Source organism: Massilia sp. LC238 (assembly GCF_000735635.1).
Taxonomy (GTDB): Bacteria; Pseudomonadota; Gammaproteobacteria; order Burkholderiales; family Burkholderiaceae_D; genus Telluria; species Telluria varians.
In genome coordinates this window covers 98,015-114,017 of record NZ_JNNN01000007.1, presented here as the reverse complement: position 1 = coordinate 114,017, position 16,003 = coordinate 98,015, and the positions used below count along the sequence as shown (strand labels likewise).

The window sequence follows — 16,003 nt, the reverse complement described above, 5'->3', positions numbered from 1 at the left end:
AATGCCCAGGCTGGAACCTGGCTGAACCGCTTAACTATACCTCAACTAAAAGAACGTTCGTGTTATTTTCTGGCGGGGCGGGATGTGCCAGAATACGCGCCTCACACTCCTGTCACACCCCGCACATGGAAAAACTGCTCGCACAACTGATCCGGCTCTACCTCATGCCCGGCCAAGCAACCGGCCAGCATCCGGCCGCCACGCCACTGGTCTCGGACGACGGCCTGACGCGCGCCATCGTCATCGACTTCCCGCGTGCGGCCGGGGACGAAAGCGGCCACTGGGTCCAGCTGTGCGAAGTCGCCAATACCCTGCAGGAGAAGCTGGGCTTTCCGGCCCCGGGCGTGAGCGTCACCGGCGCGGATGCCTTCCGCCTGTGGCTGTCGCTGCGCGAGCCGGTGCCGGTGGCCGATGTGCGCCGCTTCCTCTCCCTGCTGCGCAGCGCCTGGTTCCCGGAACTGCCCCTGCACGCCAGCAGCACGGTCGAGCTGCCGCCCTGCCTCCACGGCGCGACCGGCAAATGGGCGGCCTTCATCCATCCCGGCATGGGCGCCTCGTTCGCCGGGGAGGAAGGGCTGGACATCGCGCCCCCCGCGGCGGCCCAGTTGGCTTTCCTGGAAGGACTGGAAAGCATCGCCCCAGCGCAGTTCGAGGAGGCAATGGGCGCCATGCACCGGCCGCGCGAAACCGCGCCTCTGCAGGCCCCGCTGGCGGCGCCGCCCGACGGTCTGCTACTGAAGGACGCGACGCTGGAAGACATCGTGCGCCACCTGCATGCGCTGGGCATCGAGCCGACCTTCCGCCACGTCCTGCCGGGCCACGCCTAACGGGCAGCTTCATCCTCGGCGCCGGTGTATCCTGTACGCACAGGACACTGGAGCTGCGCATGAGCGAAGAACGACGGCACATCTGCCTTGGCTTCACGGATGAGAGTTACCCGGAAGGGACCCACATCTGTTACCTCTACAACGACGACGAGGAGCGGCGCCGCATCCTGCCGCTGTTCGCGCGTCATGCGCTGCTCGACCATGAATGCTTCCACTATGTAGCCGACGTGCCCGACGCTGCCGCGTTGCCGCGCGTCATGGACGAGCTCGACCTGGCGAACGCCGGGCGCGGCTTGCCTGGCCGCATCGACATCGCGACCGTGAGCGAAGGCTATTATCCGGACGGCCGCTTCGATCCGGACGCGATGCTGGCGCGTCTGCGCGCTGCGTACGATCAATGCATCGCCGCAGGCCAGGCCGGCGCCCGCTTCGCGGGTGAAATGAGCTGGGCCTTGCGCGGCATTCCCGGTTCCGACCGGATCATCGAGTGCGAGTCGCGCATCAATGACCTGGTCCGGGAAGCGCCCGTGACGGTGATGTGCCAGTACGACCTGCGCCAGTTCGACGGCGCCACCATGTTCGACGTCATGAGCGTCCATCCGATCCTGATCGTCGGCGGCCACATCCTGCGCAACCCGTTTTACCAGCATCCGCCCGCCAGGCATGGACACCACCACGGGGCATGACAACGGCGAGCCCAGCGCGGCCGTCCTGGGTCGCCTGCTGGTGATCCAGCAGGCCATCGATGCCCTGCCCGACGACGAGCGCCTGGACGGCTTCGTGCGGCGCGCACTCTCGGGCGTGCCGGGCATTGCCGACGCCCACGTCCATCTCGAGGGGCGCACGACGCCGCCGACCGCGGCCATCGCGGCCCTGCTCGGATGCTGCAAGGGCGGCGCCGGCCCGGCTCCCGCCGGCAACCTGCAGCGCGACATCGGCCACGAGGGGCATTGCTTTCCCATCCGCACTCCCGAGCAGCATTTCGGCTGCCTGGTGGTGCAGATCGCCGACGAAGCGGCCCTGCGCCCCTACCGCGATTTTCTCAGCAATATCTCCAGCACGATCAGCCGGGTGCTCGCATCGCGCCTGTACGAGGCACAGCTGGTCCGGCTCAACGAGGAATTGCGCCAGGCGCGCGACAGCCTCGAACTGCGGGTCGCCGAGCGCACCCGCGAACTCGAATACCGCGCCACCCACGACCTGCTCACCGGGCTCGCCAACCGGCCGCTCCTGCTCGACCGCCTGCACACCGCCATTTCCCACGCCCGCCGCGACGGGCACGTGGTCGTGGTGGTCTACCTCGACCTCGACAGCTTCAGCTTCATGAACACCGGCCTGGGCAATGCTTGCGGCGACGCCTTCCTGCGCGAGACCGCCGAGCGGCTGTGCCGCGTGGTGCCCGACTGCGACGCAGTGGCCCGGATCGGCTCGGACGAATTCGTGATCCTGCTGGCCGGACTCGACCACGTCGAGCGCAGCAGCCACTGGCTGCACGAGATGCTGGCCGCCGTGCGCGCGCCGCTGCGGCTGGACGACAAGGAGCTGGTGGTCACGGGCAGCATCGGCGCCAGCGTCTACCCGTTCGACGGCGAAGACCCGGAGCTGCTGCTGCGCCGCGCAAACTCGGCCATGCACCGGGCCAAGCGCTCCGGCAAGGACGGCATGCAGTTCTACGCCAGCACCCGCGACGCCGCGGTCGCCGAGCGCATGGAACGCGAAGCCGAGCTGCGCGAAGCGATTCCCGGCGGGCAGCTGGTGCTGCACTACCAGCCCAAGCTCGACCTGCACACCGGCGCCTGGCGCGGCGTCGAAGCCCTGGTGCGCTGGCAGCACCCGAAGCGCGGCCTGCTGCCGCCGGGCGAGTTTATTCCGCTGGCCGAAGAGTCGTCCCTGATCGTGGCGCTCGGCGAGCACGTGCTGGAGCAGGCCTGCCGCCAGGCTGCCGGGTGGCACCGGGCCGGCCTGCCGGGCAAGTCGGTGGCGGTCAACGTCGCCGCCCGGCAGTTGCGCGACCGCCGCATCGTCGAGGTGGTGGACGCCGTGCTGCGCGACACCGGCCTGGATCCCAGCTGCCTGGAGCTGGAGATCACCGAAAGCTCGATCATGCACGACCTCGAGTACGCATCGACGCTGATGCACGAACTGAAGGCCCTGGGCGTGCGCATCTCGATCGACGATTTCGGCACCGGCTACTCGAGCCTGAGCGCGCTGCGCTACTTCCGGGTCGACAAGCTGAAGATCGACCGCTCCTTCGTGAAGGAAGTCGAGGGCGACCAGAGCGCCGCGGCGGTGACGCTGGCCGTGATCTCGTTCGCCCGCACGCTCGGCATGAAGGTCAATGCCGAAGGCGTGGAGACGCCCGGACAGGCCGGCTTCCTGCGGCTGCACGGCTGCGACGAGATCCAGGGCTATCTGTTGTCGCGCCCCCTGCCGGCCGAGGAACTGGAAGCCCTGTACCGCAAGGGCGATCCGCCGGGCTGGGATACCCGCCAGGCCTGAACCAAGGGAGGAAGCATCCGATGAAGACCGCCGTATTCAGCGCGCGCCGCTACGACAAGACCCTGCTGGCGCGCGCCAACCAGGATGCCGGCCACGAGCTGCGCTTCTTTGAAGACCGCCTGACCCTGGCGAGCGCCGGCCTGGCCGAAGGCTGCGAAGCCGTCTGCGTGTTCGTCAACGACAGCGTCGACGCGCAGGTGCTGGCCGCGCTGGCCCGGCAAGGCACGCGGCTGGTAGCGACCCGCTCCACCGGCTACAACCAGATCGACGTGGCGGCGGCCGCGCAGCTCGGCATCGAGGTGGTGCGCGTCACCGACTATTCGCCCCATTCGGTCGCCGAGTTCGCGGTAGGCCTGCTGCTGGGCGTGAACCGGAAGATCGCGCGCGCCAGCGCCCGCACCCGCGACGGCAATTTCGATCTCGAGGGCCTGATGGGCTTCGACCTGCACGGCAAGACCATCGGCGTCATCGGCACCGGCAAGATCGGCATGATCTTTGCCCGCATCATGGCCAGTTTCGGCTGCACCATCCTCGGCCACGATCCCACCCCGAGCCGGGGCTTCGAAGAAGCCGGCGGCAGCTACGTCGCGGTCGACGAGCTGCTCGCGCGCAGCGACGCCGTGTCGCTGCACTGCCCGCTGACGGAGGCGACGCGCTACATCATCAATGCGCACAACCTGGCACGGCTCAAGCGCGGCAGCATCCTGGTCAACACCAGCCGGGGCGGCCTGGTCGACACCGACGCCGCCATCGCGGCGCTCAAGAGTGGACAGCTCGGCGGCCTGGCGATCGACGTCTACGAGCAGGAAGCCAACCTGTTTTTCCAGGACCTGTCCTCGACCATCATCTGCGACGACGTGATCCAGCGCCTGGTCTCCTTCCCGAACGTGATCGTCACCGGCCACCAGGCCTTCTTCACGGTGGAAGCGATCGGCCAGATCATGCAGACCACGATAGCCAGCATCAGCGCCTTCGAGCGCGGCGAACCCCTGGTCAACCGCGTGCCGCCGGCCTGAAGGCGTCACGCGGTCGGCAGCCGGTGCTCCTGGTAGATGTCGCGCAGCTTGTTCTTCTGGATCTTGCCGGTGCCGCCGACCGGCAGCGCCTCGGTGAAGACCACGTCGTCCGGGATCCACCACTTGGCCACCTTGCCGTCGAAGAAGCCCAGCAACTCCTCGCGCGACACCGAAGCGCCGGGACGCTTGACCACCACCAGCAAGGGGCGCTCGGCCCACTTCGGGTGCGCGACGCCGATGCAGGCGGCCTGCAGCACCGCCGGGTGCGCCATGGCGATGTTTTCCAGGTCGATCGAGCCGATCCACTCGCCGCCCGACTTGATCACGTCCTTGCTGCGGTCGGTGATCGCCAGGTATCCGTCCGGGTCGATGGTGGCCACGTCGCCGGTCGGGAACCAGCCATCCTGCAGGACCTCTCCGCCCTCGCCGCGGAAGTAGCCGGACACCACCCAGGGACCCTTCACCAAGAGGTGGCCGTAGGTGGCGCCATCCCAGGGCAGCTCGCTGCCGTCGTCGTCGACGATCTTCATGTCGACGCCGTAGATGGCGTGCCCCTGCTTGCGCAGCACGGCGCGCCGGGCCTCGTCCGGCAGCGCCAGGTGCTTGCCCAGCAGGGTGCAGGCCGTGCCGAGCGGCGACATCTCGGTCATGCCCCAGGCGTGGACCACCTCGACGCCCAGCTTGTCGATCAGGATGTCCATCATGGCCGGCGGGCAGGCCGAGCCGCCGATCACGGTGCGCCGGAAGGTGGAAAAGCGCAGATCGTTCTGCAGCACGTGGTTGACCAGGCCGAGCCAGACGGTGGGCACGCCGGCCGAGAAGCTGACGCCTTCGGCCTCGAACAGCTCGTACAGGGACTTGCCGTCCAGCGCCGGCCCCGGGAACACCATCTTCGCCCCCGACAGCGGCACCGAATACGGCAGGCCCCAGGCGTTCACATGGAACATCGGCACCACCGGCAGCACGGTGTCGCGGGCCGACACGTTGAGCGCGTTCGGCATGGCGGACGCATACGCGTGCAGCACGGTCGAGCGGTGCGAGTACAGCGCGCCTTTCGGGTTGCCGGTGGTGCCCGAGGTGTAGCACAGGCTGGCGGCCGAACGCTCGTCGAACTGCGGCCAGGCATAGTCGCCGGAGGCGGAGGCGATCAGGTCCTCGTAGCACAGCAGGGTCGGGATGTCGGTCTCCTGCGGCATGTGCTCGCGCCCGCACATGGCCACATAGCCCTTGATGGTCTTGCAGTGGCGCGCCAGCGCCTCGATCGCAGGCAGGAAAGTCAGGTCGAAGAACAGGTACTGGCCCTCGGCATGGTTGATGATGTAGGCGATCTGCTCCGGATGCAGGCGCGGGTTGATCGTATGCAGGACCGCGCCCGAGCCCGACACCGCGTAGTACAGCTCCATGTGGCGGTAGCCGTTCCAGGCCAGCGTGGCGACCCGGTCGCCCATGCCCACGCCCAGCGCCTGCAGCGCCTGGGCCATGCGACGCGCGCGCGCCTCCAGCTCGCGGTAGGTGGTGCGGTGGATGTCGCCCTCGACCCGGCGCGAGACGATCTCGCTGGCGCCGTAATGGCGGGCGGCGAACTTGATGATGTTCGAGACCAGCAGCGGCTGGTCCATCATCTGCCCCATCAGGGGACTGGCCGGGTAAGCGTTCACAGCAGCGTTCATCAGGTCTCCATATATTTAGTACAACAAATTCCGAGTTTCAACTCCCGCTTGAGCTGTCGTCAACGCAATTCGATTGCGCGCCGCAGCATGGCCGGATGCAGCCGTGCGCCGATGGATTCGGCCCGGTACGGTAGAATCCTGCCAATACCACACGCATAAGCGTGCCGACCGACTACCGAAGGAGCTGCCATCACAGCCGACGAACTCCCCTTCAACAACTCGTTTGCCGAGTTGCCGCCGGCCTTCTATACCCGGCTGATGCCGACGCCCTTGCCGTCGCCCTATTTCATCGCTGCCAGTGCAACCGCAGCGGCGCAGGTAGCGCTCGACCCGCAGGCGCTGGCCGGGGACGATTTCGTCGACGTTTTTACCGGCAACAAGGTGGCGGTGCGTTCCCAGCCCTTATCGGCCGTCTATTCGGGGCACCAGTTCGGCGTCTGGGCCGGCCAGCTCGGCGACGGACGCGCGATCACGCTGGGCGACCTGCCTGGCCCGAACGGCCCGATGGAAGTGCAGCTCAAGGGCGCCGGCCTGACGCCCTATTCGCGCATGGGCGACGGCCGCGCGGTGCTGCGCTCCTCGATCCGCGAATTCCTGTGCTCGGAAGCCATGGCCGCGCTCGGCATTCCAACCACCCGCGCCCTGATGCTGACCGGTTCGCACCAGCGCGTCATGCGCGAAACCGTCGAGACCGCCGCCGTGGTGACGCGGATGGCGCCGACCTTCGTGCGTTTCGGTTCCTTCGAGCACTGGCATTACCGCAACAAGCAGGACGAATTGAGGATCCTGGCCGACTACGTCATCAAGAACTGGTATCCGGAATTCCTTGGCGCCGCCAATCCCTACAAGGAACTACTGGCCGAAGTCACGCGCCGCACGGCCCACATGATCGCCGGCTGGCAGGCGGTCGGCTTCATGCATGGCGTCATGAACACCGACAATATGTCGATCCTGGGCCTGACGCTCGACTACGGCCCCTTCGGCTTCATGGAAGCGTTCGACGCCAACCACATCTGCAACCATACCGACCAGGGCGGCCGCTATTCGTACGCCAACCAGGTGCCGGTGGGGCACTGGAACTGCTACGCGCTCGGCAATGCCCTGCTGCCGCTGATCGGCACCCCGGAGGACACCGAGGAAGCGCTGGACGTCTACCGCCCTGCCTTCGGGGCCAGGCTGGACGAACTGCTGCATGCCAAGCTCGGCCTGTTCGACGCGCGCGACGAAGACAGCGCCCTGTTCGACGACATGTTCAAGCTGCTGCAGGCGAACCACGCCGACTTCACGCTGTTCTTCCGCCGCCTGGGCGACTTGCCGCGCGAGGGCGGCGTGGAACAGGATGCACCGGTGCGCGACCTGTTCATCGACCGCGAAGCCTTCGACGCCTGGGCCGGCCAGTACCGCGCGCGCCTGCGGCTCGAAGACAGCAGCGACGAACTGCGCCGCGCCGCCATGCACCGCGCCAACCCGAAGTACGTGCTGCGCAACTACCTGGCCCAGACCGCGATCGAACAGGCCCAGAACGGCGATTTCAGAGGCGTGCACAAGCTGCTCGCCGTCCTGGAGCGCCCCTTCGACGAGCAGCCGGAGAACGAATCGTATGCGGCCCTGCCGCCCGATTGGGCAGCCCACCTCGAGGTGAGCTGCTCGTCCTGAACCACCTGAAACATGAGACACAAGAAGGAACCGTCATGAACGACAAAGTGACCAAGAGCGACGCCGAGTGGCGCGCCCAGCTGGACCCGATGGAGTACCAGGTGACCCGCCACGCCGCCACCGAGCGCGCTTTCACCGGTAAGTACTGGGACCACCACGAGCACGGCATCTACCACTGCGTCTGCTGCGATACCCCGCTGTTCGAATCCGACGCCAAGTTCGACTCCGGCTGCGGCTGGCCGAGCTACTTCCGTGCGCTCGACCCGGATAATGTCATCGAGAAGGTCGACCGCAGCCACGGCATGCTGCGTACCGAGATCATCTGCGCCGTCTGCGACGCCCACCTCGGGCACGTGTTCCCGGACGGTCCGCCGCCCACCGGCCTGCGCTACTGCATCAACTCGGCGGCCATGCGCTTCGAGCCCCTCTGAGGAAGGCGGAGAACTCAATGATCAAGTTCCTGTTCGACATGCTGCCGGTGATCCTGTTCTTCGGCATCTACAAATATGGGGAAAACAACCAGGAATGGGCCCACGGGCTTGTCACCGATCACCTTGGCTTCCTGATCTCGGGCGGCGCGGTGCCGGCCGCGCAGTCGCCGATCCTGCTGGCGACCGCGGTCACGATCATCGCCACGGTGCTGCAGATCGTCTACCTGCTGGCGCGCCGCCGCAAGGTCGACGGCATGCTGTGGCTGTCGCTGGGCGTGGTGGTGGTGGCCGGCGGCGCCACCATCTACTTCCACGACGACACCTTCATCAAGTGGAAGCCGACCATCCTGTACTGGGCCTTCGGCGTCGCCCTGCTGCTGGCGCAACTGATATACAGGAAGAACCTGATGCGCTCGGCGCTCGGGGGCGCGATGAACCTGCCGGACGCGGTCTGGACCCGCGTCCTGTATGCATGGATCGCCTTCTTCATCGGGCTGGGCCTGCTGAACCTCCTGATGGCGTTCGTGGTCTTCCGTAGCGATACCGGCGCCTGGGTCAGTTTCAAGCTGTTCGGCATCAGCGGCATCCTGTTCGCCTTTATCATCATCCAATCGCTGTTCCTCTCCAAACATATCCAGGAGGATGCTCAAAATGGAAGCTAACCGTACCGAACGCCTGCGCGAGCGCCTGCAGGCCGAACTCAATCCGTCCGTGCTGGACATCACCGACGACTCGCACCTGCACGCCGGCCACGCCGGCGCCGCCTCGGGCGGCAGCCATTACAGCGTGAAAATCGTATCGGAGAAGTTCCAGGGCCTCACGCTAGTCATGCGCCATCGTCTTGTGTATGATGCCGTTCACGAAATGATCAACAAGGCGGAAATCCATGCGCTGGCCATCACGGCCCTCGCACCGTCGGAATCGCCTTGAAGGCATACCGCCCGTACTCATCTTCAGTCTACTTTAAGAATAGTGGCCGACAATCTGTAACGCTAAGTACCAGAACTTGAAGTACAAGAACTAATCAAATCTCGTCCAAGCACCCCTCCCACAGGAATTCCATAAATGACTTTTAAGCCAGCACGCCTGCTGTTAGCGCTGATCGCCGTGTCCGCAGCACCCGCCTTTGCGCAGAATCTCGCCGTCGTCAACGGCAAAGCCATCCCGACCTCGCGCGTCGAGGAAGCAGTCAAGCAGCTGGTCGCCGCCGGCCAGGCCCAGGACAATCCGCAAACGCGCCTGGCCATCAAGGAAGAGATGATCGCCCGCGAAGTGCTGATGCAGGAAGCCATCAAGCAGGGCTACGACAAGAAGCCGGAAGTGCGCGCCGCCCTCGACAACGCGCGCCAGGCCATCGTCGTTAACCAGCTGGCCCGCGACTACATCCAGAAGAACCCGGTGACCGACGCCGAGATCAAGGCCGAGTACGACCGCTTCAAGGCCCAGACCGGCGACAAGGAATACCACGTGCGCCACATCCTGCTCGATACCGAAGCTGATGCCAATGCCGTGATCGCCAAGATCAAGGCCGGCAGCAAGTTCGAAGAGCTGGCCAAGCAGTCGAAGGACACCGGCACCGCCAACAACGGCGGCGACCTGGACTGGGCCACCCCGTCCTCGTTCCCGCCTGAATTCGCTGCCGGCTTCACCGGCCTGCAGAAAGGCGGCGTCACCGACAAGCCGGTGAAGACCGCCAACGGTTTCCACGTCATCAAGCTGGACGATACCCGCGCAGCCAAGCTGCCGTCGCTGGAAGAAGTCAAGCCGCAGATCCAGGACGCCCTGGCGCAGAAAAAGCTGGCTGACTACCGTGACCAAATGGTCAAAAAGGCAAAGGTGCAGTAAGATGTACTACCGCCGGTGCCTGATGGCACCGGTTCTTGCCGCCTGCGGCGAACTTTTTCGTGTTTAGATAGGACCTTAACAATGATTTTGAAGCCAGCCCGCCTGACTTTGGCAATCAGCTTGGCCACGGCCGCGATGATCGCCGCGCCTGCTATTGCGCAGAACGTCGCCACCGTCAATGGCAAGCCCATCCCGGCGGCAAAGGTTGACCAGCTGGTCAAGCAAGTGGTCGCGCAAGGCCGCGCCACCGATTCGCCACAGCTGCGCGACGCCATCAAGAAAGACCTGATCGGCCGCGAAGTCCTGATCCAGGAAGCCGACAAGCAAGGCATCGGCGGCCGCGCCGACGTCAAGGCAGCCATCGACAATGCCCGCCAGAGCATCATCATCAACGCCATGCTGGCCGACTACGTCAAGAAGAACCCGATCAAGGATGCCGACATCAAGGCCGAGTACGACAAGTACAAGGCACAGGTGGGCGACAAGGAATACCACGCGCGCCACATCCTGGTCCCGACCGAAGACGAAGCGAAGTCGATCATCACCAAGCTCAAGAGCGGCTCCAAGTTCGAAGACCTGGCCAAGCAGCATTCGAAGGACGGCTCGGCTGCCAACGGCGGCGACCTGGACTGGGCAAGCCCGGCCAACTACGTGCCTGAGTTCTCGAAGGCTATGGTTGCCCTGCAAAAAGGCGCCATCACCGACACCCCGGTCAAGAGCCAGTACGGCTTCCACGTGATCAAGCTGGAAGACGTGCGCCAGGCCAAGATCCCGGCCCTGGACGAAGTCAAGCAGCAGGTCGCGGAATCGCTGCAGCAGCGCCAGCTGGCGCAGTACCGCGAAAGCCTGGTCAAGAAGGCCAAGATCCAGTAAGTACGGTCTTAGCGAACGAAAAGCGCTCCCGCGGGAGCGCTTTTTTATTGCCCGCTGCCCGGCTCAGTGTTCGCCACAGTGCTGCCTCCATAATTTTCCTTATGGAATGAGCATGCGCGCGCTTCGGAACCCTCCTACGGGAGCACGGAGCGTGCGCCTATTCAGGCATTTGCCAGAGCAACTAAGATCATCAGCAAGGACAACCGAACAGGAGACTGGCATGAGCACCGAACAACGCACCCAGCATGGACCAGCACTCGACGGTGGCCGCGAAGGCCCGGCCGAGACCATCGGCTTGCCAGGCGGCGCCGGCGCCGACCAGTCCACCGAGGCGGTGTGGCGCTACCAGGTGCCACCGCCGGGCAGCGGTACGGGCGCCGACCAATCGAATGCGGGTCACTACACGCCGAATGCGGCTGGCCACGGTGGCGGGATCGTCGAGGCGCCGGCCGAGAGCAACGTCAACGCACCCGGACGGCCGCTCAGTGGCGCCGGCAGCGCCACCGATCCAGCGCCAGGCACTATCGGCGGCATCGAGGCCAGCCGGGAAGCCCAGGCCACGGGCGGCGCGGCTGGCGGCCCTCCTGACGATGCGGCCAGCAATGCGGACGGCAACATGAGCGGCTCCGCCGGCACCGACCGCAGCTGACTCCGCCATTTGCTCCGGGCGCTTCCTCCGTAGCGCCCGTTTTTTCTCTTGACGGCTACTATCGGGCCGTTTGATCCACAGGAGGACGACATGGACAAGGAACAAGCGAAAGCAGCACCCGCCAGCCAGGACGGAAAGAACGGCTCCCAGGGCGGACTGTGGCAGTACGAGGTGCCGCCCCAGGATCCGGGCGCAGGCAGCGTGCAGTCGAACGCGGGCCATTACACGGGCGGCGCCCATGGCGGCGACAGCCAGCAGGGCGACTTTCTGAAGTCGCCGCCGGAAGCGAATGCGATGCCCGCGGGTTCGCCACAGACCAGTCGCGGCAGCGCCGGGCAAGGCGGCGCGGATCCGCAGACCCAGCCGATGCCGGGCGCCGGCGGCGGCCAGCCTGCCCCGGTCGGCAACGGTACGCCGGACCAGCCCGTCTGGGCGACCTGACCCGCTCCACCATGAAAAAAGCGCCTCCGCGGAGGCGCTCTTCGTCGTAGGCTCAGCCGATCAGCCGACCCACTTGCGCGCGTTGCGGAACATGCGCATCCACGGCGACTCGTCCGGCCAGCCTTCCGGTGCCCACGAGTGCACGGCGGTGCGGAACACGCGCTCGGCGTGCGGCATCATCGCGGTGAAGCGGCCGTCCTCGGTGGTGACGGCGGTCAGGCCGCCCGGCGAACCGTTCGGGTTGAACGGATAGGTTTCGGTCGCCTGGCCGCGGTTGTCGACGTAGCGCAGCGATTTCACCACTACATTGACGTCCCCGGTCAGCGAGAAGTCGGCAAAGCCTTCGCCGTGGGCGATCGCCAGCGGCGCATGGGTGCCGGCCATGCCGTCGAAGAAGATCGACGGCGAGTCCAGCACCTCGACCATACCGAAGCGCGCTTCGAACTGCTCCGACTTGTTGCGGGTGAACTTCGGCCACGCCTGCGCGCCCGGGATGATCGATTTCAGGTTGCTCAGCATCTGGCAGCCGTTGCACACGCCCAGGCCGAAGGTGTCCTGGCGCGCGAAGAAGGCGGCAAATTGGTCCGACAGCTGCGGGTTGAACAGGATGGTCTTGGCCCAACCCTCGCCCGCGCCCAGCACGTCGCCATACGAGAAGCCGCCGACGGCGATCACACCGTGAAAGTCCTCGAGCTTGGCGCGGCCCGCGATCAGGTCGCTCATGTGCACGTCGACGGCGGCAAAGCCGGCCTGGTGCATGACCCAGGCGGTCTCGATGTGCGAGTTCACGCCCTGCTCGCGCAGGATCGCCACGCGCGGACGCACGCCGGTCGCAATGAAGGGCGCGGCCACGTTGTCGCTCAGGTCGAAGGTCAGCTTCGGCGACAGGCCCGGATCGCTTTCGTCCAGCAGGCGCTCGTATTCCTGGTCGGCGCAGTCCGGGTTGTCGCGCAGGCGCGCGATGCGCCAGCTAGTCTCGCTCCACAGGCGGTGCAGGACGCTCCGCTTCTCGCTGTAGATGAGCTTGGCGTCGCGGGTGAATTCGATCACGCCGCGGTCGTTCAGCTTGCCGATGATGTGGCTGCAAGCGCCCAGGCCGAGTTCACGCAGCACGGCCATCACGGCCTGCTTGTCCTCCGCGCGCACCTGCAGCACCGCGCCCAGCTCTTCGCTGAACAGCGCGCGCAGGGTCATCTCGTTGCGGCGCTCGCCCACCTGGGTGGTCCAGTTCTTGGCGTCGCCCCAGTCGGAAGCGTGCTCGCCTTCCATGGTCAGGATGTCGAGGTTGACCGAGACGCCGGCGCGGCCGGCGAAGGCCATCTCGCAGAGCGTCGCGAACAGGCCGCCGTCCGAACGGTCGTGGTAGGCCAGCAGCTTGCCTTCCTTGTTGAGGCGCTGCACGGCATTGAAGAAGGCCTTCAGGTCGTCGGCCGAATCCACGTCCGGGACGCTGTCGCCGATCTGCTGGAACACCTGCGCCAGGCTTGATGCACCCAGGCGGTTCTTGCCACGGCCGAGGTCGACCAGCACCAGGGCGGTGTCGCCCAGATCCGTGCGCAGCTGCGGGGTCAGCGAACGGCGCACGTCCGGGACCGATGCGAAGGACGACACGATCAGGGACACCGGCGAAATCACCGATTTGTTGGCGCCCTCGTCGTTCCAGGTAGTGCGCATCGACAGCGAATCCTTGCCGACCGGGATCGACACGCCCAGCGCCGGGCACAGCTCCATGCCGACCGCCTTGACGGTGTCGAACAGCGCGGCGTCCTGGCCCGGCTGGCCGCAGGCCGCCATCCAGTTGGCCGACAGCTTGATGTCGCCGATCTGCTCGATCGCGGCGGCGGCGATGTTTGTGATCGCCTCGCCCACGGCCATGCGGCCCGACGCGGCGGCGTCGATCACGGCCAGCGGGGTACGCTCGCCCATCGCCATCGCTTCGCCCACGAAGCCTTCGTAGGACATGGCGGTGACGGCGCAGTCGGCGACCGGCACCTGCCACGGGCCGACCATCTGGTCGCGCACGGTCATGCCGCCCACGCTACGGTCGCCGATGGTGATCAGGAAGGACTTGTCGGCCACGGTCGGCAGCAGCAGGACGCGGCGCGCCGCTTCCTCGAGCGCGATGCCGGTCAGGTCGATGGCCGGGAAGTCGTATTCCACGTGCGCGACGTCGCGCAGCATCTTGGGCGGCTTGCCGAGCAGGACGTCCATCGGCATGTCGACCGGGCTATTACCTGCCTGCGGGTCGATCACGCGCAGCTGGCGCTCTTCGGTGGCGGTGCCGACGACTGCGTAGGGGCAGCGCTCGCGCTCGCACAGCGATGCAAATTTATCAAGGTCCATTGGCGAAATCGCCAACACATATCGCTCTTGCGACTCGTTTGACCAAATTTCCTTCGGCGCCATGCCACTCTCTTCGAGCGGCACCTTGCGCAGGTCGAACAGCGCGCCGCGCTTGGCGTCGTTGACGATTTCCGGGAAGGCGTTCGACAGGCCGCCGGCGCCGACGTCGTGGATCGAGATGATCGGGTTGTCCGCGCCCATCTGCCAGCAGCCGTTGATGACTTCCTGGGCCCGGCGTTCCATCTCCGGGTTGCCGCGCTGGACCGAGTCGAAGTCCAGGTCGGCGGTATTGGTGCCGGTGGCCATCGAGGACGCGGCCGAGCCGCCCATGCCGATGCGCATGCCCGGGCCGCCCAGCTGGATCAGGAGGCTGCCGACCGGGATCTCGTCCTTGTGGGTGTGCTCTGCTGCGATGTTGCCGATGCCGCCGGCGATCATGATCGGCTTGTGGTAGCCGTACACGTTGCCGGCCGCGCCCACGTTCTGCTCGTAGGAACGGAAGTAACCGCCCAGCACCGGCCGGCCGAATTCATTGCTGAAGGCGGCGCCGCCGATCGGGCCGTCGATCATGATCTGCAGCGGCGAAGCGATGCGCTCCGGCTTGCCGTACACGGCGTCCACGCGGCCGTTTTCGCCGGCGGTGACGTCGGAGGCGTTCTCCCACGGACGCTGGGCGTCCGGCAGCAGGAGGTTCGACACCGTGAAGCCGGTCAGGCCGGCCTTCGGCTTGGCGCCGCGGCCGGTCGCGCCCTCGTCGCGGATCTCGCCGCCGGCGCCGGTGGAGGCGCCCGGGAACGGTGAGATCGCGGTCGGGTGATTATGGGTTTCGACCTTCATCAGGATGTGGGTCAGCTCCGTCGACGCGCCGTATTCCTGTCCGAGGCGCGGGAAGAAGCGGGTCACGCTGGCGCCCTCGATGATCGAGGAGTTGTCGCTGTAGGCGACCACGGTGCCGCGCGGGTTCAGCTGGTGGGTGTTCTTGATCATGCCGAACAGCGACTTGTCCTGCTTGACGCCGTCGATGATCCAGTCGGCGTTGAAGATCTTGTGGCGGCAGTGTTCGCTGTTGGCCTGGGCGAACATCATCAGCTCGACGTCGGTCGGGTTGCGCTGCGCCTTGGTGAAGGCGTCGTGCAGGTAGTCGATCTCGTCGACCGACATCGCCAGGCCCAATTCCAGGTTGGCGCGCACCAGCGCGTCGCGGCCCTGCCCGATCACGTCCACGGTCTCGAGCGGACGGCCTTCGAGTTCGTCGAACAGGCGTTGCGCCTCATCGGCGTTGCGCAGCACGGTCTCGGTCATGCGGTCGTGCAGCAGCGCGGCGACTGCGGCCACTTCATTCTCCGCCAGCTTCTTCGGCGCGCCAATGCCGGTGCCGAGGATGCCGCCCTTGAGCACGACGGTATAGCCCACGCCGCGCTCGATGCGGTGCACGTGCTGCATGCCGCAGTTGTGGGCGATGTCGGTGGCCTTCGAGGCCCACGGCGAGATCGTGCCCAGGCGCGGGATGACGAAGAACTCCTCGGTCACGCCCTCGTACAGCGTCTGCGCCGCAGGCTCGCCATAGGTGAGCATGGCCGACAGGCGCTCGGTGTCTTCGACGCCTAGCTGCGCGCTGGCGTCGATGAAGTGATAGAAGCGGGCCTGGACTGCGGCAATCGATGGTGCGACGGCTTGGAGTTGCGACAGGAGGCGTTGGCTACGGAAGGCGGACAGGGCGTTGGAACCCGGCAGAATCAACATGGCTGAGAAG

The 16,003-nt window shown here is 66.2% G+C and carries 14 protein-coding genes; 12 read left to right on the top strand and 2 right to left on the bottom strand.

Annotation, left to right across the window (positions count from 1 at the left end; all coding sequences use genetic code 11):
* Positions 1-125 precede the first annotated feature (125 nt).
* Genes FG94_RS01820 through FG94_RS01805 form a run of 4 tightly spaced genes read left to right on the top strand, consistent with a single transcriptional unit; the run spans position 126 to position 4,342 of the window.
* The gene (locus FG94_RS01820) at positions 126-827 is read left to right on the top strand and encodes a hypothetical protein (RefSeq protein ID WP_036206191.1); all 702 of its coding nucleotides are present in this window, start codon (positions 126-128) and stop codon (positions 825-827) included.
* A gap of 59 nt (positions 828-886) precedes the next feature.
* Positions 887-1,513 carry an MEDS domain-containing protein gene (locus FG94_RS01815; RefSeq protein WP_036206188.1) on the top strand — a complete coding sequence of 209 codons (627 nt, stop codon included), beginning with the start codon at positions 887-889 and terminating at the stop codon, positions 1,511-1,513.
* On the top strand, positions 1,491-3,326 hold the full coding sequence (locus FG94_RS01810) for a bifunctional diguanylate cyclase/phosphodiesterase (RefSeq protein ID WP_051995991.1): 1,836 nt from the start codon (positions 1,491-1,493) through the stop codon (positions 3,324-3,326). The genes FG94_RS01815 and FG94_RS01810 overlap by 23 nt, the downstream gene beginning before the upstream one ends.
* A 20-nt stretch (positions 3,327-3,346) precedes the next feature.
* Complete coding sequence (locus FG94_RS01805; RefSeq protein ID WP_036206184.1) at positions 3,347-4,342, top strand: 2-hydroxyacid dehydrogenase; 996 nt, start codon at positions 3,347-3,349, stop codon at positions 4,340-4,342.
* 5 nt (positions 4,343-4,347) lie between these two features.
* On the opposite strand, the gene FG94_RS01800 is transcribed toward FG94_RS01805, so the two are convergent.
* Entirely contained in the window at positions 4,348-6,012 is a 1,665-nt protein-coding gene (locus FG94_RS01800; RefSeq protein WP_051995990.1) for a 3-(methylthio)propionyl-CoA ligase, read from the bottom strand.
* Between the two features lie 189 nt (positions 6,013-6,201).
* On the opposite strand from FG94_RS01800, the gene FG94_RS01795 reads away from it, so the two are divergent.
* From FG94_RS01795 to FG94_RS01760, 8 genes are all read left to right on the top strand, one after another.
* Positions 6,202-7,668: a YdiU family protein gene (locus FG94_RS01795; RefSeq protein WP_051995989.1), complete on the top strand. Its 1,467-nt coding sequence runs from the start codon at positions 6,202-6,204 to the stop codon at positions 7,666-7,668.
* Positions 7,669-7,703: 35 nt separating this feature from the next.
* Entirely contained in the window at positions 7,704-8,099 is a 396-nt protein-coding gene (msrB, locus tag FG94_RS01790; RefSeq protein WP_036206181.1) for a peptide-methionine (R)-S-oxide reductase MsrB, read from the top strand.
* A 20-nt stretch (positions 8,100-8,119) separates the two neighbouring features.
* On the top strand, positions 8,120-8,761 hold the full coding sequence (locus FG94_RS01785; RefSeq protein ID WP_036206437.1) for a septation protein A: 642 nt from the start codon (positions 8,120-8,122) through the stop codon (positions 8,759-8,761).
* Entirely contained in the window at positions 8,751-9,029 is a 279-nt protein-coding gene (locus tag FG94_RS01780) for a BolA family transcriptional regulator (protein WP_036206178.1), read from the top strand. Before FG94_RS01785 ends, FG94_RS01780 begins: the two co-directional genes overlap by 11 nt.
* A 135-nt stretch (positions 9,030-9,164) precedes the next feature.
* Positions 9,165-9,944 carry a peptidyl-prolyl cis-trans isomerase gene (locus tag FG94_RS01775; RefSeq protein ID WP_036206173.1) on the top strand — a complete coding sequence of 260 codons (780 nt, stop codon included), beginning with the start codon at positions 9,165-9,167 and terminating at the stop codon, positions 9,942-9,944.
* Positions 9,945-10,025: 81 nt separating this feature from the next.
* On the top strand, positions 10,026-10,817 hold the full coding sequence (locus FG94_RS01770; RefSeq protein WP_036206170.1) for a peptidylprolyl isomerase: 792 nt from the start codon (positions 10,026-10,028) through the stop codon (positions 10,815-10,817).
* A 220-nt stretch (positions 10,818-11,037) separates the two neighbouring features.
* Positions 11,038-11,466, top strand: coding sequence for a hypothetical protein (locus FG94_RS01765; RefSeq protein WP_036206167.1), 429 nt, complete (start codon positions 11,038-11,040; stop codon positions 11,464-11,466).
* 90 nt (positions 11,467-11,556) lie between these two features.
* Positions 11,557-11,907: a hypothetical protein gene (locus FG94_RS01760; protein ID WP_036206165.1), complete on the top strand. Its 351-nt coding sequence runs from the start codon at positions 11,557-11,559 to the stop codon at positions 11,905-11,907.
* 60 nt (positions 11,908-11,967) lie between these two features.
* Here FG94_RS01760 and purL read toward each other — a convergent pair whose 3' ends face one another.
* Positions 11,968-15,993 carry a phosphoribosylformylglycinamidine synthase gene (gene purL, locus FG94_RS01755; protein ID WP_036206163.1) on the bottom strand — a complete coding sequence of 1,342 codons (4,026 nt, stop codon included), beginning with the start codon at positions 15,991-15,993 and terminating at the stop codon, positions 11,968-11,970.
* Positions 15,994-16,003: the final 10 nt, after the last annotated feature.